General features: G+C 73.3%; 13 protein-coding genes. All 13 read right to left on the bottom strand.

Annotation, left to right across the window (positions count from 1 at the left end):
- Positions 1-64: 64 nt before the first annotated feature.
- Positions 65-952 (bottom strand): sulfotransferase family protein, encoded by an 888-nt coding sequence (locus tag JQN84_RS27100; protein WP_204961380.1) that lies wholly within the window; start codon positions 950-952, stop codon positions 65-67.
- 14 nt (positions 953-966) lie between these two features.
- On the bottom strand, positions 967-2,598 hold the full coding sequence (locus tag JQN84_RS27095) for a lipopolysaccharide biosynthesis protein (protein WP_204961379.1): 1,632 nt from the start codon (positions 2,596-2,598) through the stop codon (positions 967-969).
- Positions 2,595-4,694 (bottom strand): O-antigen ligase family protein, encoded by a 2,100-nt coding sequence (locus tag JQN84_RS31990; RefSeq protein WP_204961378.1) that lies wholly within the window; start codon positions 4,692-4,694, stop codon positions 2,595-2,597. The genes JQN84_RS27095 and JQN84_RS31990 overlap by 4 nt, the downstream gene beginning before the upstream one ends.
- On the bottom strand, positions 4,687-5,616 hold the full coding sequence (locus tag JQN84_RS32145; protein WP_204961377.1) for a glycosyltransferase family 2 protein: 930 nt from the start codon (positions 5,614-5,616) through the stop codon (positions 4,687-4,689). The genes JQN84_RS31990 and JQN84_RS32145 overlap by 8 nt, the downstream gene beginning before the upstream one ends.
- A complete protein-coding gene (locus JQN84_RS27080) occupies positions 5,609-7,252 on the bottom strand; it encodes a hypothetical protein (RefSeq protein ID WP_204961376.1) in 1,644 nt (547 codons plus the stop codon). Before JQN84_RS27080 ends, JQN84_RS32145 begins: the two co-directional genes overlap by 8 nt.
- Before the next feature lie 189 nt (positions 7,253-7,441).
- Positions 7,442-9,448 (bottom strand): delta-60 repeat domain-containing protein, encoded by a 2,007-nt coding sequence (locus JQN84_RS27075; RefSeq protein ID WP_204961461.1) that lies wholly within the window; start codon positions 9,446-9,448, stop codon positions 7,442-7,444.
- A gap of 133 nt (positions 9,449-9,581) precedes the next feature.
- Positions 9,582-10,526: a glycosyltransferase gene (locus JQN84_RS32425; protein ID WP_204961375.1), complete on the bottom strand. Its 945-nt coding sequence runs from the start codon at positions 10,524-10,526 to the stop codon at positions 9,582-9,584.
- 91 nt (positions 10,527-10,617) lie between these two features.
- Complete coding sequence (locus JQN84_RS32420; RefSeq protein ID WP_204961374.1) at positions 10,618-11,457, bottom strand: phosphatase PAP2 family protein; 840 nt, start codon at positions 11,455-11,457, stop codon at positions 10,618-10,620.
- 317 nt (positions 11,458-11,774) lie between these two features.
- Entirely contained in the window at positions 11,775-13,010 is a 1,236-nt protein-coding gene (locus JQN84_RS27060; RefSeq protein ID WP_204961373.1) for a hypothetical protein, read from the bottom strand.
- A 115-nt stretch (positions 13,011-13,125) separates the two neighbouring features.
- Complete coding sequence (locus tag JQN84_RS27055) at positions 13,126-14,526, bottom strand: glycoside hydrolase family 16 protein (RefSeq protein WP_204961372.1); 1,401 nt, start codon at positions 14,524-14,526, stop codon at positions 13,126-13,128.
- Between the two features lie 324 nt (positions 14,527-14,850).
- Positions 14,851-15,660, bottom strand: coding sequence for a shikimate dehydrogenase (locus JQN84_RS27050; protein WP_204961371.1), 810 nt, complete (start codon positions 15,658-15,660; stop codon positions 14,851-14,853).
- Positions 15,657-16,892, bottom strand: coding sequence for an endolytic transglycosylase MltG (gene mltG / locus JQN84_RS27045; protein ID WP_204961370.1), 1,236 nt, complete (start codon positions 16,890-16,892; stop codon positions 15,657-15,659). The genes JQN84_RS27050 and mltG overlap by 4 nt, the downstream gene beginning before the upstream one ends.
- On the bottom strand, positions 16,889-17,350 hold the full coding sequence (ruvX, locus tag JQN84_RS27040; RefSeq protein WP_204961369.1) for a Holliday junction resolvase RuvX: 462 nt from the start codon (positions 17,348-17,350) through the stop codon (positions 16,889-16,891). The genes mltG and ruvX overlap by 4 nt, the downstream gene beginning before the upstream one ends.
- Between the last annotated feature and the right edge of the window lie 34 nt (positions 17,351-17,384).

The raw sequence follows: 17,384 nt of genomic DNA, 5'->3' as shown, positions 1-17,384 counted from the left end.
CACCCTGTCCGGTCCGTCCCGCCCTGCGGACGCCGAGCTGCGTCGGGCGGGCCGTCGACCGGGTTCACGACCAGTCGAAGCGCATCCCCAGTCGCTGTTCCAACACCGCGTTGTGCGGGGCGAAGTGCGCGCTCAGCTCTTCCCGTACCTGCTCGGGCATGGCGCTGCTGCGCCGGTGGTTGTGCGCCTCGTAGGCGGCGAGCCGGTGCGGGGGCAGGCCGAGGAAGTCCAGCACCCGGGCATAGGTGGCGGCCGGCTCGGCGTACAGCGTCTCGCTGGGCAGGATGAGCAGCTGGGAACGGTCGAACCGGTCCAGCCACGGCGTCAGGTGCTCCAGGTAGCGGCCCCGGGCCCGGTAGGTGTACCAGTCGTACGCCTCGCTGAAGTACGTCGGGTCGGCGATCAGCTTCTCACGCTCCCCCGCCGTCCGTTCCTCCTCCCGGGCCAGCGCCTCGGCGAAGTCCAGCGGCTCCCTGCCCTCGGTACGCCGCTCCTTCCAGTGCGAGTACGCCCGCTCCACCGGGTCCCGGAGCAGGAAGATCAACCGGACGTCGGGCATCAGCTCGGCGACCCGCTGCGCGACGAGCGGGTGGAACATGTACAGCGGCGCGGCCTCACCGACGCGGACCGGCCCACCGTGCCGGCGTTCCAGGGCCTGCCGGTGCCGGACCGTCGGAAAGTGCGACCGGTACCACGCCTCACCCCGGCCCCAGTTCTCCTCGAAGTAGTGCGAGGTCTTGGTGTTCCAGGCCGGGAAGAGCCGGGGCACCAGGGGGTGCGCCAGCAGGTATCGCCACAGCGAGGTGGTGCCGCCCCGTTTGGTGCCGGTGATCAGGAAGTCCGGCAGCGGCCGGCGGTCGCTGGTCCGTTCGCCGTAGCGGACCAACGAGCTGCGCACCTGGTGGCTGACCTGGTGCGGGACCACACCCTTGAGGCGGTCGCGGATCGTCATCGTCTTCCCTCTCGTCACGCCGGTCTCGGGCCGGGCATCGTCCGGCCGCTCTCGGTCGGCCTGAGCATCGTCACGGCGGCCCGGACCGTGTTCCGGACCCGCCGGTCCAGCAGCAACCCGGCGGCGACGACCGCCAGCACCACCAGGGCCAGCGCCAGGCCGGCCACGCCCCGGCCGGCGACCAGCGCGCTGAGCACCGCCACCACGGCCGCGCCGCCGCCGGCCCCGAGCGCCGCCCAGCCCACCGAGCGGGTGAGCAGCGGCTCGCCGATCGCCACCCGGGCGGCCACCGCGGCCAGCACGTTCTCGGCGACCACGCCGGCCGTCCAGGCGTACGCCGCGCCGAGCGCCCCGTGGTCGGGGATGAGCAGGAAGCCCAGCCCGACGGTGAGCGCCAGCCCGACCACGGTGGCCTGGAGGTGCCGGGCGCTGTTACCGCTCATCAGCAGCATCGTCTGCACGATGCCCACCCCCGAGTTGACCAGCATCGCCCCGGCGAGCACCGCAAGCGGCGCGGCCCCGGCGGTGAACCCGTCGCCGAAGAGGCTGAGGAACCCGGGCGCGAACACCGCCAGCAGCAGGTACGCCGGCCAGGACAGCAGGATGATCACGACGGTGACCCGCCGGTAGACCAGTGCCGCGTCGGCGGTGCGTCCCTGCCCGAGCAGCCGGGACAACTGGGGCGCGACGGCCACCCGCAACCCCTGCATGATCAGCAGCCCGGCCAGGGCGTACCGGCCCACCGCGCCGAAGACGCCGGACTCGTCCGCACCGGCCAGCGCCGAGGTGAGCAGCACCCCGACCCACATGCTGCTGGCGTCGATGGCCGCCGACACCGCCCGGGGCAACGCGAAGCCCCAGAGGGTACGCCAGTCCGCGCCGTCCGGCCGCAGCCGTGCCCCGGCGAGCAGGCCGAGGGGCCGCAGCAGCAGGACGGCGGCAGCGACCACCGCCAACGCCACCGGCAGCAGCCACCCGCCGAACCCGACCACCACCCCGGCACCGGTGGCGACCGTCACCAGCAGCAGGGCGGGTCGGGCCAGCGGCACCAGCACGTACTGGATGCCGACCACGGCGGTCACCGGCCGGACCGCCCGGACGGCGGCGAGCAGCACGGTCATCGCCACCGTGACCGGCAGGGCGAGGAACGCCAGGCGCAGCAGCGTCGGCCCGTCCGACCGGGCGAAGAAGACCGGGGCGAGCAGGTCGGCGGTGAGCGCGCCCACCGCCGCCACGACCCCGGTGAGCAGAAGCACCGGCAGCAACGCGACAGGCAGCAGCCGGGCGGCGTCGCCGTCGGCACCCACCCGGCGGCGGGGCAGGGCCCAGACCAGTGCGGTGTCCGCACCGGCGCAGCAGACCGCACCCAGGATGGTGACCACGCCGATGGCGGTGAACAGCGCACCGGAGCCGTCGGTGCCGAAGCCGCGCACGATGACCACGGTGAGCAGGAAGCCCAACGCGCCGTTGACCGCCGCGCCGGCCAACCCGACCGCACCGTTGCGGGCGCTGCGTCGTACCTCGCCGGAGCCGCCCCCCGGGTCGGTGACCGCCGGGCCGGTCGACGCCGGCGACCCCGGGTCGGCGGCGCGACGGTCGAGCTGCCGGGGCACCGCCGGAGTGGTTCCGGTTCCCGGTCGTCTCATGTCTGCTCCCTGCCGTCCTCGGTGCGGGTCTGGTTCCCGGTGCCGCCCTGCTCCCCGGCGCGGGGTGGGGTGCCGGGTGGGGTGTCGCCGCCGACGCGTGCGGGTTGCACCACCGTCGGCGCGTCCACCCCGCCGGCCGGCCGGGAGCCGTCGACAGGTGTCGCCGCCGGGGGCCGGGCGGAAGCCGGGGCCGAGGTCGCGGCAGCAGTCGGGGCCGGGGACGACGGCGGGTGGGCAGCCGGCGGCCGGGCCGGGGAGGGGAGGGGGATCGCGGTCCGGCGGGGCACCGGGTCCGCGACCGGCCCGGAGGCCGGAGGCGGGGCCGCGACCGGAGGCGAGGTCGCCGACGACCCCTGGGCCGGCACCGGGGCGGGTGGGCGGGGACGGGCCGGAGCCTGGGGCGGGGGCCAGGGCGGAACCGGCGACGGGGCCGGTGGCCGGCCCGGAACCGACGCCGGAGGCGGGGCCGGGTCCGGTGGCCGGGATACGACCGGCGGCTGCGGCGCGGACGGGGCCGGAGTTCGCGGCGCGGACGCCAGCGGAGCCGGGGCCGGCGGAGCCGGGGTCGGGGTCGGCGGCGGGGCCGGGGGTGCCGGCGCGGGCGGAGCGGAGGTCGGAACGGCAGCAGTGGCCCTGGTGGGTCGGGGTGGCACGGTGGCGGCAGCCCGAGCCGGCGGGATCGGTACGGCGGCCGACGCCCGGGTCGGCACGGCAGCCGTTCCGGACGCGGTGGTGCCGGACGCGGTGGTGCCGGACGCGGTGGGCGGTACGCCGGAGCCGCCCGTCGCCGAACGTGGCGCGCGGGCGTCGGCGACTCCCGGGGCGAGGGTCACCGCGCGGTTCACCGGCCCGCTGACCGCCGCCAGCCCGGCCCCGACCGCGAAGAAGATGACCGACATGTTCGGGTCGATGTAGGCGTACACCGGGATCACCACCAGGGCGATCACCGGGATGGTGCTCAGCCACTGCCCGGCCGGGGAGACCGCGCCGGCCAGCCGCTTGGCGATCAGTGCCAGCCAGGCCAGGAAGGCGACCAGGGCCGGGATGCCGTGGCTGTAGAGCACCTGCCAGATCATCCCCTGGGTGCCCAGGGGTTCCTCGGCGAGCGTGGTGTCGACGCTGTTCGGTGCGCCGTACCCGAGCAGCGGCGAACGCTCGACGGCCTGGAGGGTACGGACGTAGAGGTCCATCCGGTCGACGTTGGTGTCGGTGCTGCTGACCCGGTTGTCGATCAGCTCCTGCACCGGCACCACCAGGCTGACCACCCAGACCAGCAGCACCAGCCCACCGATCGAGGCGATCAGCTTGGCGTTGCCCCGCACCAGCGCCCGCAGTCCCAGGTAGGCCAGCCCGGCCCCGAGGCCGAGGAACATGCCCCGGTTGAGGGTCATGAACGCCGGCACCATCGACAGCGGCAACGACACCAGCAGCGCCACCCGGAACTTGCCGGTACGCACCGAGGTCAGGTACGCCAGCACGCACGGCACCAGCAGCGCGTACGCCGTACCCCAGTTGTTGGTGTACGGGTAGGGCGCGGCGGTCCGGTAGATCGGCGCCCGGGAGACCGGGTTGAACTCGTTGGCCCGCACGTGGGTCAACGCCTGGATGAACCGTTCCCCCGACATGCCGCCCGGCAGCAGCATCTCCACCGGGGTGGTGAGCTGGAACCGGGGTGCCAGCACGGCCAGCCAGCCCAGGGCGACCACGCCCAGCCAGTACCAGCCGAGCGGGCGGAGCACCTGCTCCCAGGGGACGCCGTCGCGGACCAGGTTGTAGACGTAGACGCAGACGATCAGGGCGGTCAGCATGAAGCCGAAGCGCAGCCCGGAGGTGAGGTAGGCGGTGGCCCGGTCGAGCCGGGTGAAGCTCAGCAGCACCAGGGCGAGCAGCACCAGCCAGCAGGCGGTGCCGGCGGGCAGCGCCACCCGGCCCCGGGTGACCATCAGGCCCAGCAGCACCACCCCGAACGCCGACCAGCCGAGGTAGAAGCCGCCGAGCATCCACCAGAGCGGGACCAGCCCGAACATGGCCAGCAGGGGCCAGGTGGGCAGCGGCGGCGGCCCGGAACGCGCCCCGGGCACCCGCCGGTCAGACACCCCGGCCCCGGCGCTGGGCGAGCTGGAGCACCCGCTCCCCCGACAGCAGCCCGAGCACCACCGGGACGGTCACCAGCACCCGCTTCTCGCGGGGGTTGAGCCGGATCACCCGGCCGAGTTCCCGCACCGCCTCACCGCGCCGCCGGCCGGAGGCGAGCGCGAACGCGATCTGCCCGTGCAGCCGGGCCAGGCCGGTGCGGCTCCCGGCCAGTTCGGGGTGCTTGTCGAGCAGGTAGCGGGTGGCCTCGACGATGGTCGCCCACCGGCCGAAGAAGAACGAGCCGCCGTGCCAGTCGACCACCACCAGCACCTCGGGCACGATCACCACCGGGCCGTGCCCGGCGATCCGCAGCAGCCACTCGTAGTCCTCGCCGTAGCCGCCGGGCAGTTCCTCGTCGACCGGGCCGATGGCCTCCCAGGTGGAGCGGCGGATGAGGATGGTGCTGGAGTGCACCTCCATGATCCGGTCCTCGACGAAGTCGGGCAGGCCGACCTCGGCCCGGTCGAGCTGCCGTTCCTTGGCGATGCCCGGCCCCTCCAGCCGGATGCCGCAGCTCGCGGCGGCGGCGTCGGGCCGCTGCGCCAGCAGCTCCACCTGCCGGCGCAGCTTCGCCGGCAGCCAGTGGTCGTCGTCGTCGCAGAAGGCGATCAGGTCGGCGGTGGCGGTGTCGAAGCCGCTGTTCCGGCCGCCGGGCAGCCCCCGCCGGTGGGTGTTGTGGACGTAGCGCAGGGTGCGTCCCGCCGGCACGTCGACGTCCAGTTCCCGCAGGTCGGTGTGGTCGTAGACGACGACGCACTCCACCGGCCCGGGGTAGTCCTGGGCGAGCACCGCGCCCACGGCCCGCTCCAGCAGGCCGGGCCGGTCCCGGGTGGCGATCACCACGGTGACCGGCGGGTGTCCGGTGGTCGTCGGCTCAGTCACGCTTCTCTCCCGTCACCACGAACCCGACCGGTTCGACGCCCACCGCGCGCAGCCGGTCCACCAGTTGACCCAGCCGGCCGGTACGGGTCTTGTCGCGGGCGGCGACCAGCACGGCCCGGCCCTCCCGGGCGGCCCGGACACCCCGTTCGTCGTGCAGGGCGGGCGGGGCGTCGATCACGGTGACACCGCCGGCCACCGGGGCCTCCAGCGGAACCAGGCGTACCGCGCCGGCGCCGATGCGCAGCTGCTCGCCGTCGGCGGCGGGGGCCTCCTTGGGCAGCACCCTGGGAATGATCTCGGTCTTGTCCGCCGAGGTGGTGGTGGAACGGTAGACGCCACCGTTCTTCGGATCGTCGGTGGGGAACGGCCGGGGCTTGCGGACCGGCGGGATGACCATGGTGTCCTCCGGGTTGCCGCCGGTGACCGGGGTAGCGGCAGCCGGGGCGGGGACGCTGCTGGGCATCGGCCGGGGGCGGGGCACCCGGGGCCGGGTCGGCTCGACGGCCGGGTGCCGGCGCTGGGCGTCGGTGAGCAGCGCCCGCAGGCGCTCCTGGCCCTCCGGGGCGACCCCCAGGCGCACCTCGTGCCCGGCCTGGGCCAGTGCCGCGGCGATCCCGGCGGCGACCTGTTCCCGCTGCTCGTCGGCGGCGCTGGAGAGCAGCACCAGGGGCAGCGGGGTCGGCCCGTCCACCCAGCGGCCCAGGGCCAGCACCAGGTAGCGCAGGTCGGTGTCGGAGAGCCGACCCGCGCGGTCCCGCCCGACGGTGCCCAGCAGCGGCGCACCGACCAGCGCGGAGGCCTCACCGGCGGTGCGGACCCGGCGGTCCATGGACTCCCTGACGAAGGCGACCAGCCCGCCGACGAGCAGGCCGCCGAGGAGCCCGGCGACCAGGATCAGCGGGGCGGCGTCCCGGCTCGACGGGACGGGCATGCGGGCGGCGCTGGTGACCGAGCCGGGGCTCAGGTCCGCCGAGGCGATCTTGGAACGCTGCTCGGCGAGGGTGGCGAGCTGGTCGTTGAGCGCCCGCAACTGGTCGAGCAGGGCGCTGGTGCGCGGCGACGGGCTCGACGTGCCCTGGTTGGCCGGCAGCGACCGCTGGGTGGTGGTGCGCTGGCTGGTGACCAGGGCGATGGTCTCGTCGTACGACTTGAGCACGGCGGCGCGCTGGTTCTCGTACATGCCCTTGCGTAGTTCGAGGTACGACTCGGCGGCGCCGTTCGCGCCGTTGACCGCCTCGGTCTCGCTGTGCCCGGCGTAGGTGAACCGCATCACCTGCCCGCCGACGGGCGTCTCCACGGTGAGCGCGTCGGCCACGGCGGTGGTGTCCCGGCCGGTGATCGAGGCGACCTTGTCGATGACGTCGTTGCTGGTGGCGATCCCGCTCTCGGCGGTCATGTTGACCGCCCGGTCGGCGCCGCCGGAGGGCACCGAGAACGGGTCGGTGACCACCGGACGGACCACCACGGCCGTGGTGGCGGTGTAGGTCGCCGGGAAGACCAGCAGGTAGGCGGCCACCAGTAACAGCACCAGCCCGGTGGCGGCGAGCACCGTGCGCCACCGCCGCAGCGGAATGCGGGCCAACTCGGCCAGGCCGACCGGGCGCTGCCGGGCGGGAGTGACGTCGGTCACGTCCATCAGTCAGGTCCTCTTGCGATGCGAGGGGTGGGCGGGTCGGCGAGGGCCGACGACCGCCCCGGGGCGAGCCGCTGGTTGTCCCATTGTCGCCGACCGTTCACCTGTGGTCGACAGCCGACCGGTCCCCTTGCGCAACGGGCGGCCCGCCGGTGTCCGGGACACCGGCGGACCGCCCGTGGCAGGTGCGGCTCAGGAGGTGGCGAAGAACAGCGTCTTGCTCGACCAGCTCACGTCGCCGCCGGCCGGTGCGATCTCCACCGAGGCGGCGCCGTCGACGGCGGTCTCGTCGAACGGCACGGCCCGCAGGGAGCCGTTGGTGTTGCCGTAGACGATCTTACCGTCGACCCAGGCCATCCCCCGCACGTTGCCCCAGTTCAGGCCCACGCTGGGCAGGGTGAACTCGGAGCAACCGACGATGTAGCCGTCGGGCTCCAGGTAGCGGTAGAACAGCTTGTTGGTACCGGCCTTGGTGTAGTACATCCGACCGTCGAGGTAGAACGCGCCGGCCAGCGTGGCGGGGTTGAACCAGTCGTTGTAGCCGCTGCTCACCCAGGGTGCGCCCACCGTGCCGCCGGTGAACATCGACACACCGAGGTAGCTGCCGCCGGCGGCGGTCGCGTCGGTCTTCGACCAGTAGAGCTTGTTGCCGACCGAGAAGGCCGCGCCGGCCGCGGTGAGGTTCGCCTGCGCGCTGGTCACCGGCGTGCCCAGGGTGCCGCCGTTGAACGGCACCTTGGTGGTCTGGCCGCTGCCGGTCCCGACGTACAGGTAGCCCGAGGACGCCGTCGGGGCGTTGGTCGCCGCGACGGTACGGCCACCGGCCAGCGGGAACAGGCCCATCCGGCCGTGGTACTCGTTGCCGAGGCCGTCGGAGTCGAAGCCGGCGTAGAGGCCGGTGCTGCCCCGCCACAGCTCCCACATGATCGGGCCCCAGGTGGTGGTGCCCGCCGGGGCACCCGAGCGGGTCGGGTTCCAGACCAGCGGCAGGCCGTTGATCGGGTCCAGCGCGCCGAGCCCGAACCGGTTGATCGCGCCGCTGCCGGCCGAGTCGTTGCCGTTGGCGTTGCTCAGCCAGCGGAAGTGCCCGCCGACGTAGACCACGTTGTCGGCCACCTCGACGGAGGTCACCGAGTCGGTGCCGGTGTAGTTGACCCAGGTGGCGTCCATGGCCGCGCCCCGGTCGGCGGTCTCGAACCGGGCGATGGCGTCGCAGTACGCCCCGTCGCCCCGGCCACCGTCGGCGATGATCACGAAGTACGTGCCGTCGTCGGAGAAGTCGACGTCGCGGGCGTAGAACGGGAACGAGCCGCTGTAGCAGGGCGCCACGTAGCGCTGGGTGCTCCAGTTGGCGACCGCCGGGGTGCCGTCCAGGTCGACGACCACCACCTGGTTGCGGGGCTGGCCGTTGACCTCGGTGAAGTTGCCCACCGCGACCAGCGTCTTGCCGTCGGGGGCGACGGCCAGGCCCCAGACCAGCTCGCTGCTGGCGCGGGCGACGCTGGCGTCGATCTGGAAGCTCGGGTCGATCGCGCCGGTGGTCGCGTCGAGCCGGGCCAGCAGCGAGTGCTCGGTGCCGTTGACCCAGTGGAACGCGCCGGCGATGTAGAGCTTGTTGCCGACCACGACGGTGCGGCGGACCAGACCGCCGTCGCTGCGGCCGACCCAGCTGGTGACCGTCGCGCCGGTCACCGGGTCGAGTTGGACCAGGTTCTTGCGGCTGACCCCGTTGACGTTCTTGAACGCGCCGCCGACGATCAGCTTGCCGTCCGGGCTGGCGGCGAGGGCGTGCACCGCACCGTCGAGCGTCGGGCTGAAGTCGGCCTTGAGCGCGCCGCTGGTCCGGTCGTAGGCGAACAGGTAGTTGCGGGAGGTCCAGCTGGTGCCCCCGGCCGCCTTGACCGAGGTGAACGAACCGCCCACGTAGATCGTGTTGCCGATTTCGGCGAACGCCTTGGTGTCGCCGTCCTGGGCGTGCGGGATGTTGTCCGCCGGGTTGGCCGACGTGAGCGTGCTGGTTACCGGGGTGAGATCCGCCGCATGGGCGGGCGCGGCCAGGAGGCCGACCGCGAGCACCGGTGCGGCGAGCGCGGCGAACCACCGCCGCCACACCGGTCGAGACGTTCTGTGAAGCACTGGCGCCCCCAAAAAAGAAGTGAGATCGTGCGTAGCTTGCTCTGCCCGGACATTTCCCACCATCAACCGACCGGTCCGGTCGGCCACCGGCTCGGCCCTGTCCTGCCGTACGGGTCGCGTCCGGACGACTCACGCAGGACGAGGATCTCGCGTCGACCGGCGGAGCCCACCACCGGGCTGCCGTCCCGGGTCGACCTCATGCCGCCTCCGCCCACCGGAACGCCGGGACCGTGCCGGTGGCGGTCACCGTCCAGGCGGCCGCCCGGGTCAGGTCCTCGGCGCTGACGGCGTCGGCCTCCCGGGCCAGCACCAGCCCGCGCCGGTCGAGTTCCCGGGCCATCTCGACCTGGTGGTCGTCGACGTGTTCGCCGTGCCGGGCCCGGCGCGGCACGTAGACGGCGCGGTGCCCGGCGCGCATCGCGGCCAGCGCCGACCCCACCCCGGCGTGGGTGACGATCACGTCGGCCTCCCGCATGGCCTGCTGCATCTCGGCGTACGGCACCTGCCGGCGGGCCCCGGCCGGCATCCGGGGGATCCGGGTCGCGCCGACCTGCCAGAGCACCTCCGCCTCGGCGGGCACCACGTCGACCAGGCGTTGCAGCAGGCGCGGGAAGCCGAAGCGGTCCTGGGTGCCGAGGGTCACCACGATCTTGGAGACCGGGCGCGGGGCGGCGGGCTCGGGCGCGTAACCGTCGAAGATGGAGCCACCGTAGCGCCACCGGCCGTTCGCCCAGCCCGGGTACTGCGTGTAGAGCCGGGTCCGGGGCACCCGGGCGACCAGTCGGCCGGTCAGCGACGGGCCGACGGTGCGGGTGGCGCTCTCGATGTAGTGGCAGTCCAGGCCGTGCCGGACGGCGGGCAGGAAGAACGACATGGCGACGCTGGCGCCGGTGCTGATCACCCGGCGGAACCGCCCGTCGCAGAGCACCCGGCGGGCGGCCAGCAGGTCGCGCAGCGCACCCACCGGGTCGCGGGTGCTCGCCGGGGGCACGTGGATGACCTCGTGGCCGTCGAGCAGCGACCGGCTCTGCGGGGAGTCGAACGTCGCCCAGACGCAGTCGTGCTGCACCCCGAGCCGGGGCAGCAGGTCGTGCAGCTCGGCGAGGTGCCCACCGGTGGAGGCGACGAGGAGGGTGGTCACGTCGGTGGCCCAACTTCTGTCAGAGGAGTGGTGGGGGCCGGGTCCGGACGGCGCGGGGACGGGGTCGCGCACACCGGACGGGGGTACGGGGTCAGGTGCCGGTCAACATCCGGTCGTCGTCGGTGGTGGTCGTCGACGCCGGGGCCGCGGGGCGGCGGACCCGACCGTCGGCGACCAGGACGGCGAGCACCATCACGCCGGTCAGCAGGGTGCCGAAGAACCACCCGCCGAACACGTCGGTGAGCCAGTGCTTCTCGGCGTAGACGCGGGTGTAGCCCTCCACCGAGACCAGCACGGCCAGGGCGGTGACCAGGCCGATCAGCACCCGGCGCGGCAGCCGCCAGGTCAGCGCGGCCAGCACCAGGATGGTGCCAAAGGTCATCAGCACCCGGCCGCAGCCGCCGGAGGGGTAGGTGCCCAGGTCGGTCGGCGGGTGGCCCCGGTCGACGACCTTCGCGAGGATGGTCTGGGTGTACTGCTCGACGACGAACTGCAGCGGCATCGCCACCAGCGGGATCCACCAGCGGCGACGACGCCAGGCGACGGCGAAGCCGATCGCGGCCACCACGGTCACCCACTTGAGCGGGTAGCGGTCGCCGATCGGGGAGATGAACAGGTTGACGTCCTCCCAGAAGCCGACCCGGTGGGCGTGCACGTAGTCGAAGACCGGGTGGTCGACGTGGGCTTCGAGCCGGGAGATCGCCTCACCGACCGGCCAGCACACGGCGACGACCGCCGCGCACCCGGCCAGCAGCACCACCACCGCCGCGCCGACCCGGCCGAACGCGGCGGTCAGCCCGGCCAGGGCGATCCGGAACCGTTCGGCCGTCCGGCCGGTGGCGACGGCCGACATCCAGCGGGACGCCAGCACCGGAACGACCAGCAGCGGCACCAGCACCGCCAGCACGGCCAGCACGTAGACGATGGTCACCGGAGGTGACCGCCGCTCACACCGCAGGTGACCGGGGCGTGGTCCACCCCGGGCTGAATGACACGTGACGATCCCATCGTGCTCCCTGATTGTGCCGGCCGTCGGCCGGGCCTCCCCCACACCTGCGCCCCGGACAGGGTCCCCACTCCGTCCCGGGCCGGACCGACCACGCCGTCACCGGCCAGTAGTCGTCGAGTGGGGCCACCCTAGTGGAACGTGAGCCGGCTTCGGTAGCGGCGGTGACGGCAGTGTGGGCTTTTCGCCGTTTTTCCGGTCGGGACCCCGACACTTGTCCCAGTCACCGGGAGAACCGCCGGTCAGGGGCGGGGTGAGCCCAACCGGTCGGCGAGCGTGTGCAGCAGCGCGGGGTGCAACTTCGCACTCCAGCCGCCCCCGCCGGCGGCCAGTTCCGCCGTCCGCAACCACAGCTCGACGAGATATGCGTCGGCAACGAATTGACGCCCCGCCGGGTCCAGGCCGAACGCCGCGCCGTGCCGGCACAACAGCTCGACCATCTCGCCGGTCGCCCCCGCGACGTCCCGGCCACCCAGCGACAGGGCGCTCTGGAACCCGTGGTGGGCGAGATCGAAGCCGAGCGGCCGGTCGGTGCCGCTGTTCTCCCAGTCCCAGACGACCAACCGGCCCCGGTGCCGGCCGAGGTTCCACGGCACCCAGTCGCCGTGCCAGTGCCCGAACTCCACCGGCCGGTCGCCGTCGCGGGCGGCCAGGGCCGCCACCGCCGCGACCACCGGGCCACCGGCGGTCGCGGCCCGCGCGGTCAGGTCGTCCAGGAACGCCGAACCGCGCAGCGGCCGGGGTGTCGACGGCGGGCCACCGCGCCGGGCCACCGCCAGCATCGCGGCCACCTCCGGGCGCAGCGGGTGACGCGGCCGGCGGACCCGCGCCGGCATCGGCTCGACCAGGGTCACCGCCAGGTCACCCCAGTCCACCTCGCGCAGCAGCCGGGGCACGTCCGGGAAGTCGCCGCCGTCGCGGGGCAACTCCCGCAGCGCGGCGGCCTCTGCGCGGACCATCGCCCGGGTCGCCTCGTTCCACCCGATCTTCGCGTACGCCCGGGCGACGCCCCGGTCGTCGAAGAGCTGCAACGTCGGCTTGTGGTGCGGGTCGGGTGGCCGGATGCCGATCGCGGCGTGCAGCGGCCGGCCCGTCAGCCGGCCCAGATGCGCGGCGAGCAGCAGCTCGGCCGGGTCGGCGTCGGTGGGCAGCGCCACGGTCAGCACCGGCATCCGGGCCAGCCCGGTCGCCCCGAGGCCGGCCAGCGCACCGACGGCCAACCGGTTGGCCCGCACCCGGGGCGGGCGCAGCGCGTTGTAGGCCAGCGTCGACGCCGCGCCGACCCGACGGGAGGCGAGCGGGAGCAGGAACCTGGCCCGCTCCACCGAGGGCACCACGGCGTACCGGACGACCGCGCGGTGGGTGGCGGGCACCGGGTCGGGCGGCATACCGAGCCAGATCCGCGGGTCGGCGAAAATGGCCCTGGTCACCCAGCCCAGGCCGTCGTGCCGGGTCCGTGGGTCCGTCGCCACCGTCATGCCCTCCCCCTGTCCCGCCCGACCGCCGCGCGCTGGCGGACACGATAGGGGCAGCGGGCAAACCGCCACCCGGCGGGCCGGGGCCCGCCGGGTGGCGTACGTCGTCGTGGGTGGCTCAGCGTTGCCAGACGCGGACGTAGTCGACCCGGAAGTCGGCCGGGAAGCGGGTGGCCGCGTCGGGATCGCCCAGCCAGCCACCGACCTGGAAGTTCAGCCGCAGGTTGAACGGCTTGTTGAACGCCTCGTCGAACCACGGCGTGGTGCTGCGGTCCCGCTGCCAGACCTGCCGGCCGTCGATGTACCAGCGGATCACCCCCGGCTCCCACTCCGTGGTGTACGTGTGGAAACCGTCACCCGGGTAGCCGGTCGGGAAGTCCCACCGCTGGTCCTGCTTGACCGGCGTGTAGTCGTAGAAGATCGCCTGGGTGGCGGCCCCGTGCAGGGACGACCCGCCGGGCAGCTCCACCACGTCGATCTCGCCCTTGCCACCGTCGTCGGGACGCAGCCAGAACGCCGGCCAGAGCCCCTTGGAGTCGGTCGGCCCGTTGGGCGACTTCGCCCGCATCTCGAACCGGCCGTAGGTGAACGACGCCTTGCCGATGGTGTCCAGGTAGCTCTGGGTGTACTGCCGGGTCTGCGAGCTGCACACCGCGGTCTCCCGCTGGGCGCGCAGGGTCAGCACCCCGTCGGCGACGAAGGTGTTGTCCGGGTCGTCGACGTTGCAGCCCTTGTCGATGTCGCGGCCCTCGTTGTCACGCAGGTTCCACCGCTTGAGGTCGACCGTCGGCCCGGTGAACTCGTCGGACCAGACCAGCCGCCAGCCGGGCACGTCGGTGCCGGGGCGCACGGTCGGCGTCGGGCGCGGGGCGGTCGTGGTCGGCGCGGGCGGGCTGACCGTCCGCGTCGGCTTCGGCGACGGCGACGGCGACGTACGCGTCGGCGACGGGGCGGCGGTGGTCGGTGCCGTCGTGGTGGCCGGCGGCCGGGTCGGCGTCCGGTCGCTGCGCTGGTAGGTCAGCACCAGGCTGGGCCGGATGGCGGCCTTGGCGTTCTCCCGGGAGGCCCAGTAGATCCGGGTGTTCCAGTTCTCCTGGGTCAACGCGAAGGTGACCGGGCCGTTGCCCGTGACGGCGGCGGTGACGTCCCACTCGTTGTAGCCCTGGGCGACCCGGTCGACGGCCGAGAGCACCGGGCCGAGGGCGGGTCGGTAGTCCCACGCGCCGGCACCGACGGCGGTGCCCTGGGCGGCGTGGGCCCGGACCCGGGACGAGAACTGCTGCCACGCGTACACCCGCAGGGACGCCTTGACGTCGACCGCGTCGGCGGGCAGGCCCCGCACCTGGAACTCCAGCACCGCGTCGCGCCGGCCGTTGCGGTTGCCGTCGCAGAGCTGCGGGCAGCTGGCCAGGGTGGTCTTGACCCCGTTGTCGCCGTCCTGCGGGACCTGGGTGACCGTGGTGTCCGCGACGGCGGAAAGCGTGATCGGCGGCACCTCGGCGGCGATCAGCGGCATCATCGTGGCCATGATGCCGCCGACTGCGGTGACACTCAGGACACTGAGGACGACCGCCTTGCGTCGGCCGCTGATGGCCGGAAATGCGCGGTGGATTCCATGCCGGCTCAAGGAACACTCCCCGGATGGGCGACGATTACCCGCAGCAGCGTATCCACCACAGCCGGATGTGGCAGGTTGGAAATCGGAGTGGCGACACGACTTAACCAAAGAATAAGGGAGCAGGGGTTGCTTTTCGGCAGGCGAGCAAACGAATGCCGCTTCGGCGAGGTTACGCCTGATTGACCGGAAAGTCGGCGATGCGGTGACGGCCCGCCCACCGGGTGGTCAGCGGCGGGCCGCCGCCAGCGCCGCCCGCATCGCGTCGACCGGGGCCGGCACCCCGGTGAACTGGGTGAACTGGCCGACGGCCTGGGCCAGCAGCAGATCCAGCCCGGAGACCACCCGCCGGCCGGCGGCCAGCGCCGAGGCCGCCAGCGGGGTCGGCCACGGGTCGTACAACGCGTCGAAGAGCACCGTGGACGGTCCCCAGTCGACACCGGCCGCGACCGGGTCGGCCACCCCCCTGGGCACGGTGGAGACGACCAGGTCGGCCCGGATGTGCCCGGCGGCGTCGGACCACGCCGCCGGGACCAGTTCCACCCCGACCGCCGACGCCACCGGCCGTAGCTGCGCCACCGCCTCCGCGCGCCGGGCCACCACCGTCACCGTGGTCGCACCGAGCCGGGCGGCGGCGGCCAGGGCGGCGCGGGCGGTGCCTCCGGCGCCGAGCACCGTCACCGCGGCACCGGGGCGCACCCCGGCCCCGGTCAGCACGTCCACCATGCCGGTGACGTCGGTGTTGTCGGCGTACCACGAGCCGTCGGGCCGGCGGACCAGCGTGTTGGCCGCGCCGACGGCGGCGGCGACCGGCGACGCGGTGGCGGCCACCGCGAGCGCCGCCTCCTTGCCCGGCATCGTCACCGACAGCCCGGCCCACTCCGGGCCCAGGCCGGTGACCAGCGCCGGCAGCTCCTGCGCCCCGCACTCGATCCGGGTGTACGACCAACCGTCGAGCCCGGCCGCGGCGTAACCCGCATTGTGGATCACCGGGGAGAGGGAATGTGCGATCGGCTTGCCGAGCACCGCCGCCCTCACCGGCAGTTCTCTCCGCTCAGCACGCCGTTGGTGCACATCTTGCGCTGGAGCTCGCGGAAGTCGGCATCGGTGGTGCCGTAGCCCATGGTGCCCTTCTTGTCGATGGTCATGAAGTAGACCCAGGTGCCGTTGGGCGGGCTCATCGCCCCCTTGAGGGCGTCCTCGCCGGGGTTACTGATCGGGGTGATGGTCAACCCGTCCGCGCCGTGCGTCCGGTACGGGTTCCTCGGGTCGTTCAGCTCGGACTGCTTGAGGATGTCGGAATCCTTCGGGTCCTTGCCCTGCAACCGCAGCCAGTAGTTGATCGCGCTGTCGATCTCCAGGCACTTGCAGTGGTAGCGGTCGGTGTAGACCCGGTTGTAGATCACCCGGGCCACCTTCGGCATGTCCACGTGGTTGACCGACTCGGCCTGCGCGATCGACGCCGTGATCAACGCCTCGTACGGGGAGATGCCCCGGTCGGCCTCGACCGTCTCGACGAACTTCATCTCGCCCGTCACGTCGAGGAACTTGTCCACCATCAGCGACAGGATCTGCGCGGCGGTCGCCTTCGGCGGCAGCTCGTAGGTGGCCGGGTAGAGGAAGCCCTCCAGGCTGCGCGGCCCCTTCTTGCCGTCCTTGCGGTTGAACCAGAACTCCGGCACGCCCAGCTTGACCGGGTCCTTCGCGGCGGCCTTGAACTCGGCGACCGGGATCTTGGTCTCCTTGGCCAGCAGGTCGTAGATGGCGAGCGTGATCATGCCCTCGGGGATGGTGACCCCGTTGACCACCCGGCTCTTCGGGTCCAGCAGCAGGATGAGCGCGTCGCTGGCGCGCATCTCCTTCTTGACCTTGTACCGGCCGACCTGGATGTTCTTGCTGAGCGCGTTCTCCTCGGCCGCCTCGATGAACGCCTTGGTGCTCTTGACCACCCCGGCGTCGTAGAGGGAGTTGCCGATGTCGGTGGCGGTGTCGCCCTGCTTGACGTCGACGAGCGCCTCACCGGTGCCCGGCCCGTCGAAGTCCGGGGTGATGAAGTGGTTACGGATCCGGTCGAAGCCGTAAAAGGCACCACCGCCGATGCCGCCCAGCAGCACCAGGGCCATGAACAGGGCGAAGATGGTCCTCCCGGTGCCACCGCCCGACTTGCGCCCGCCCGACGTGCCGTTGCGTCGGTTGACGAAGCCGCGCCGGTGCCGGCCCTTCTCCCCCCTCTCCTGCTCGTCGAACCCGAGGTCCAGATCGTCGATCATTCCGTCCGCCTCCGCTGCGCTTCCAGCCAGCTCTGCAGGATCTCGACCGCGGCGGCCTGATCCACCACCGCACGTTGGCGCTTTCCCCGGACGCCACGCTCGGCAAGCCTACGAGACGCGACGACAGTTGACATCCTCTCGTCGGTGAGGGTCACCGGAACCGGGGCGATCACCTCCGCCAGCCGGCTCGCGTACGCCAGAACGTGCTGGGCCGCCGGGCCGTGCCGACCGGCCAGGTTGACCGGCAGTCCGACGACGACCTCGACGGCCTCGTGCTCGACGACCAGCTGCGCGAGCTGGGCAAGGTCGCCGGGCACCGCGTCCGCGCCGGTGGTCACGTCCCGGGCCAGGGTGACCAGCGGAGTGGCCAGGATCCCGTGCGGATCGGACCGGGCCACCCCCACCCGGACCTGCCCGACGTCGACGCCCAACCGGACCCCACGGGACGACTCACTCACGGATGGTCACCCTCCCGGTGACAGAGCCAGGGCG

The sequence above is a fragment of the Micromonospora humidisoli genome (genome assembly GCF_016900955.1).
GTDB lineage: Bacteria > Actinomycetota > Actinomycetes > Mycobacteriales > Micromonosporaceae > Micromonospora > Micromonospora wenchangensis.
The sequence above is the reverse complement of the archived record's forward strand: the minus strand, read 5'-3'. Positions and strand labels throughout refer to the sequence as shown.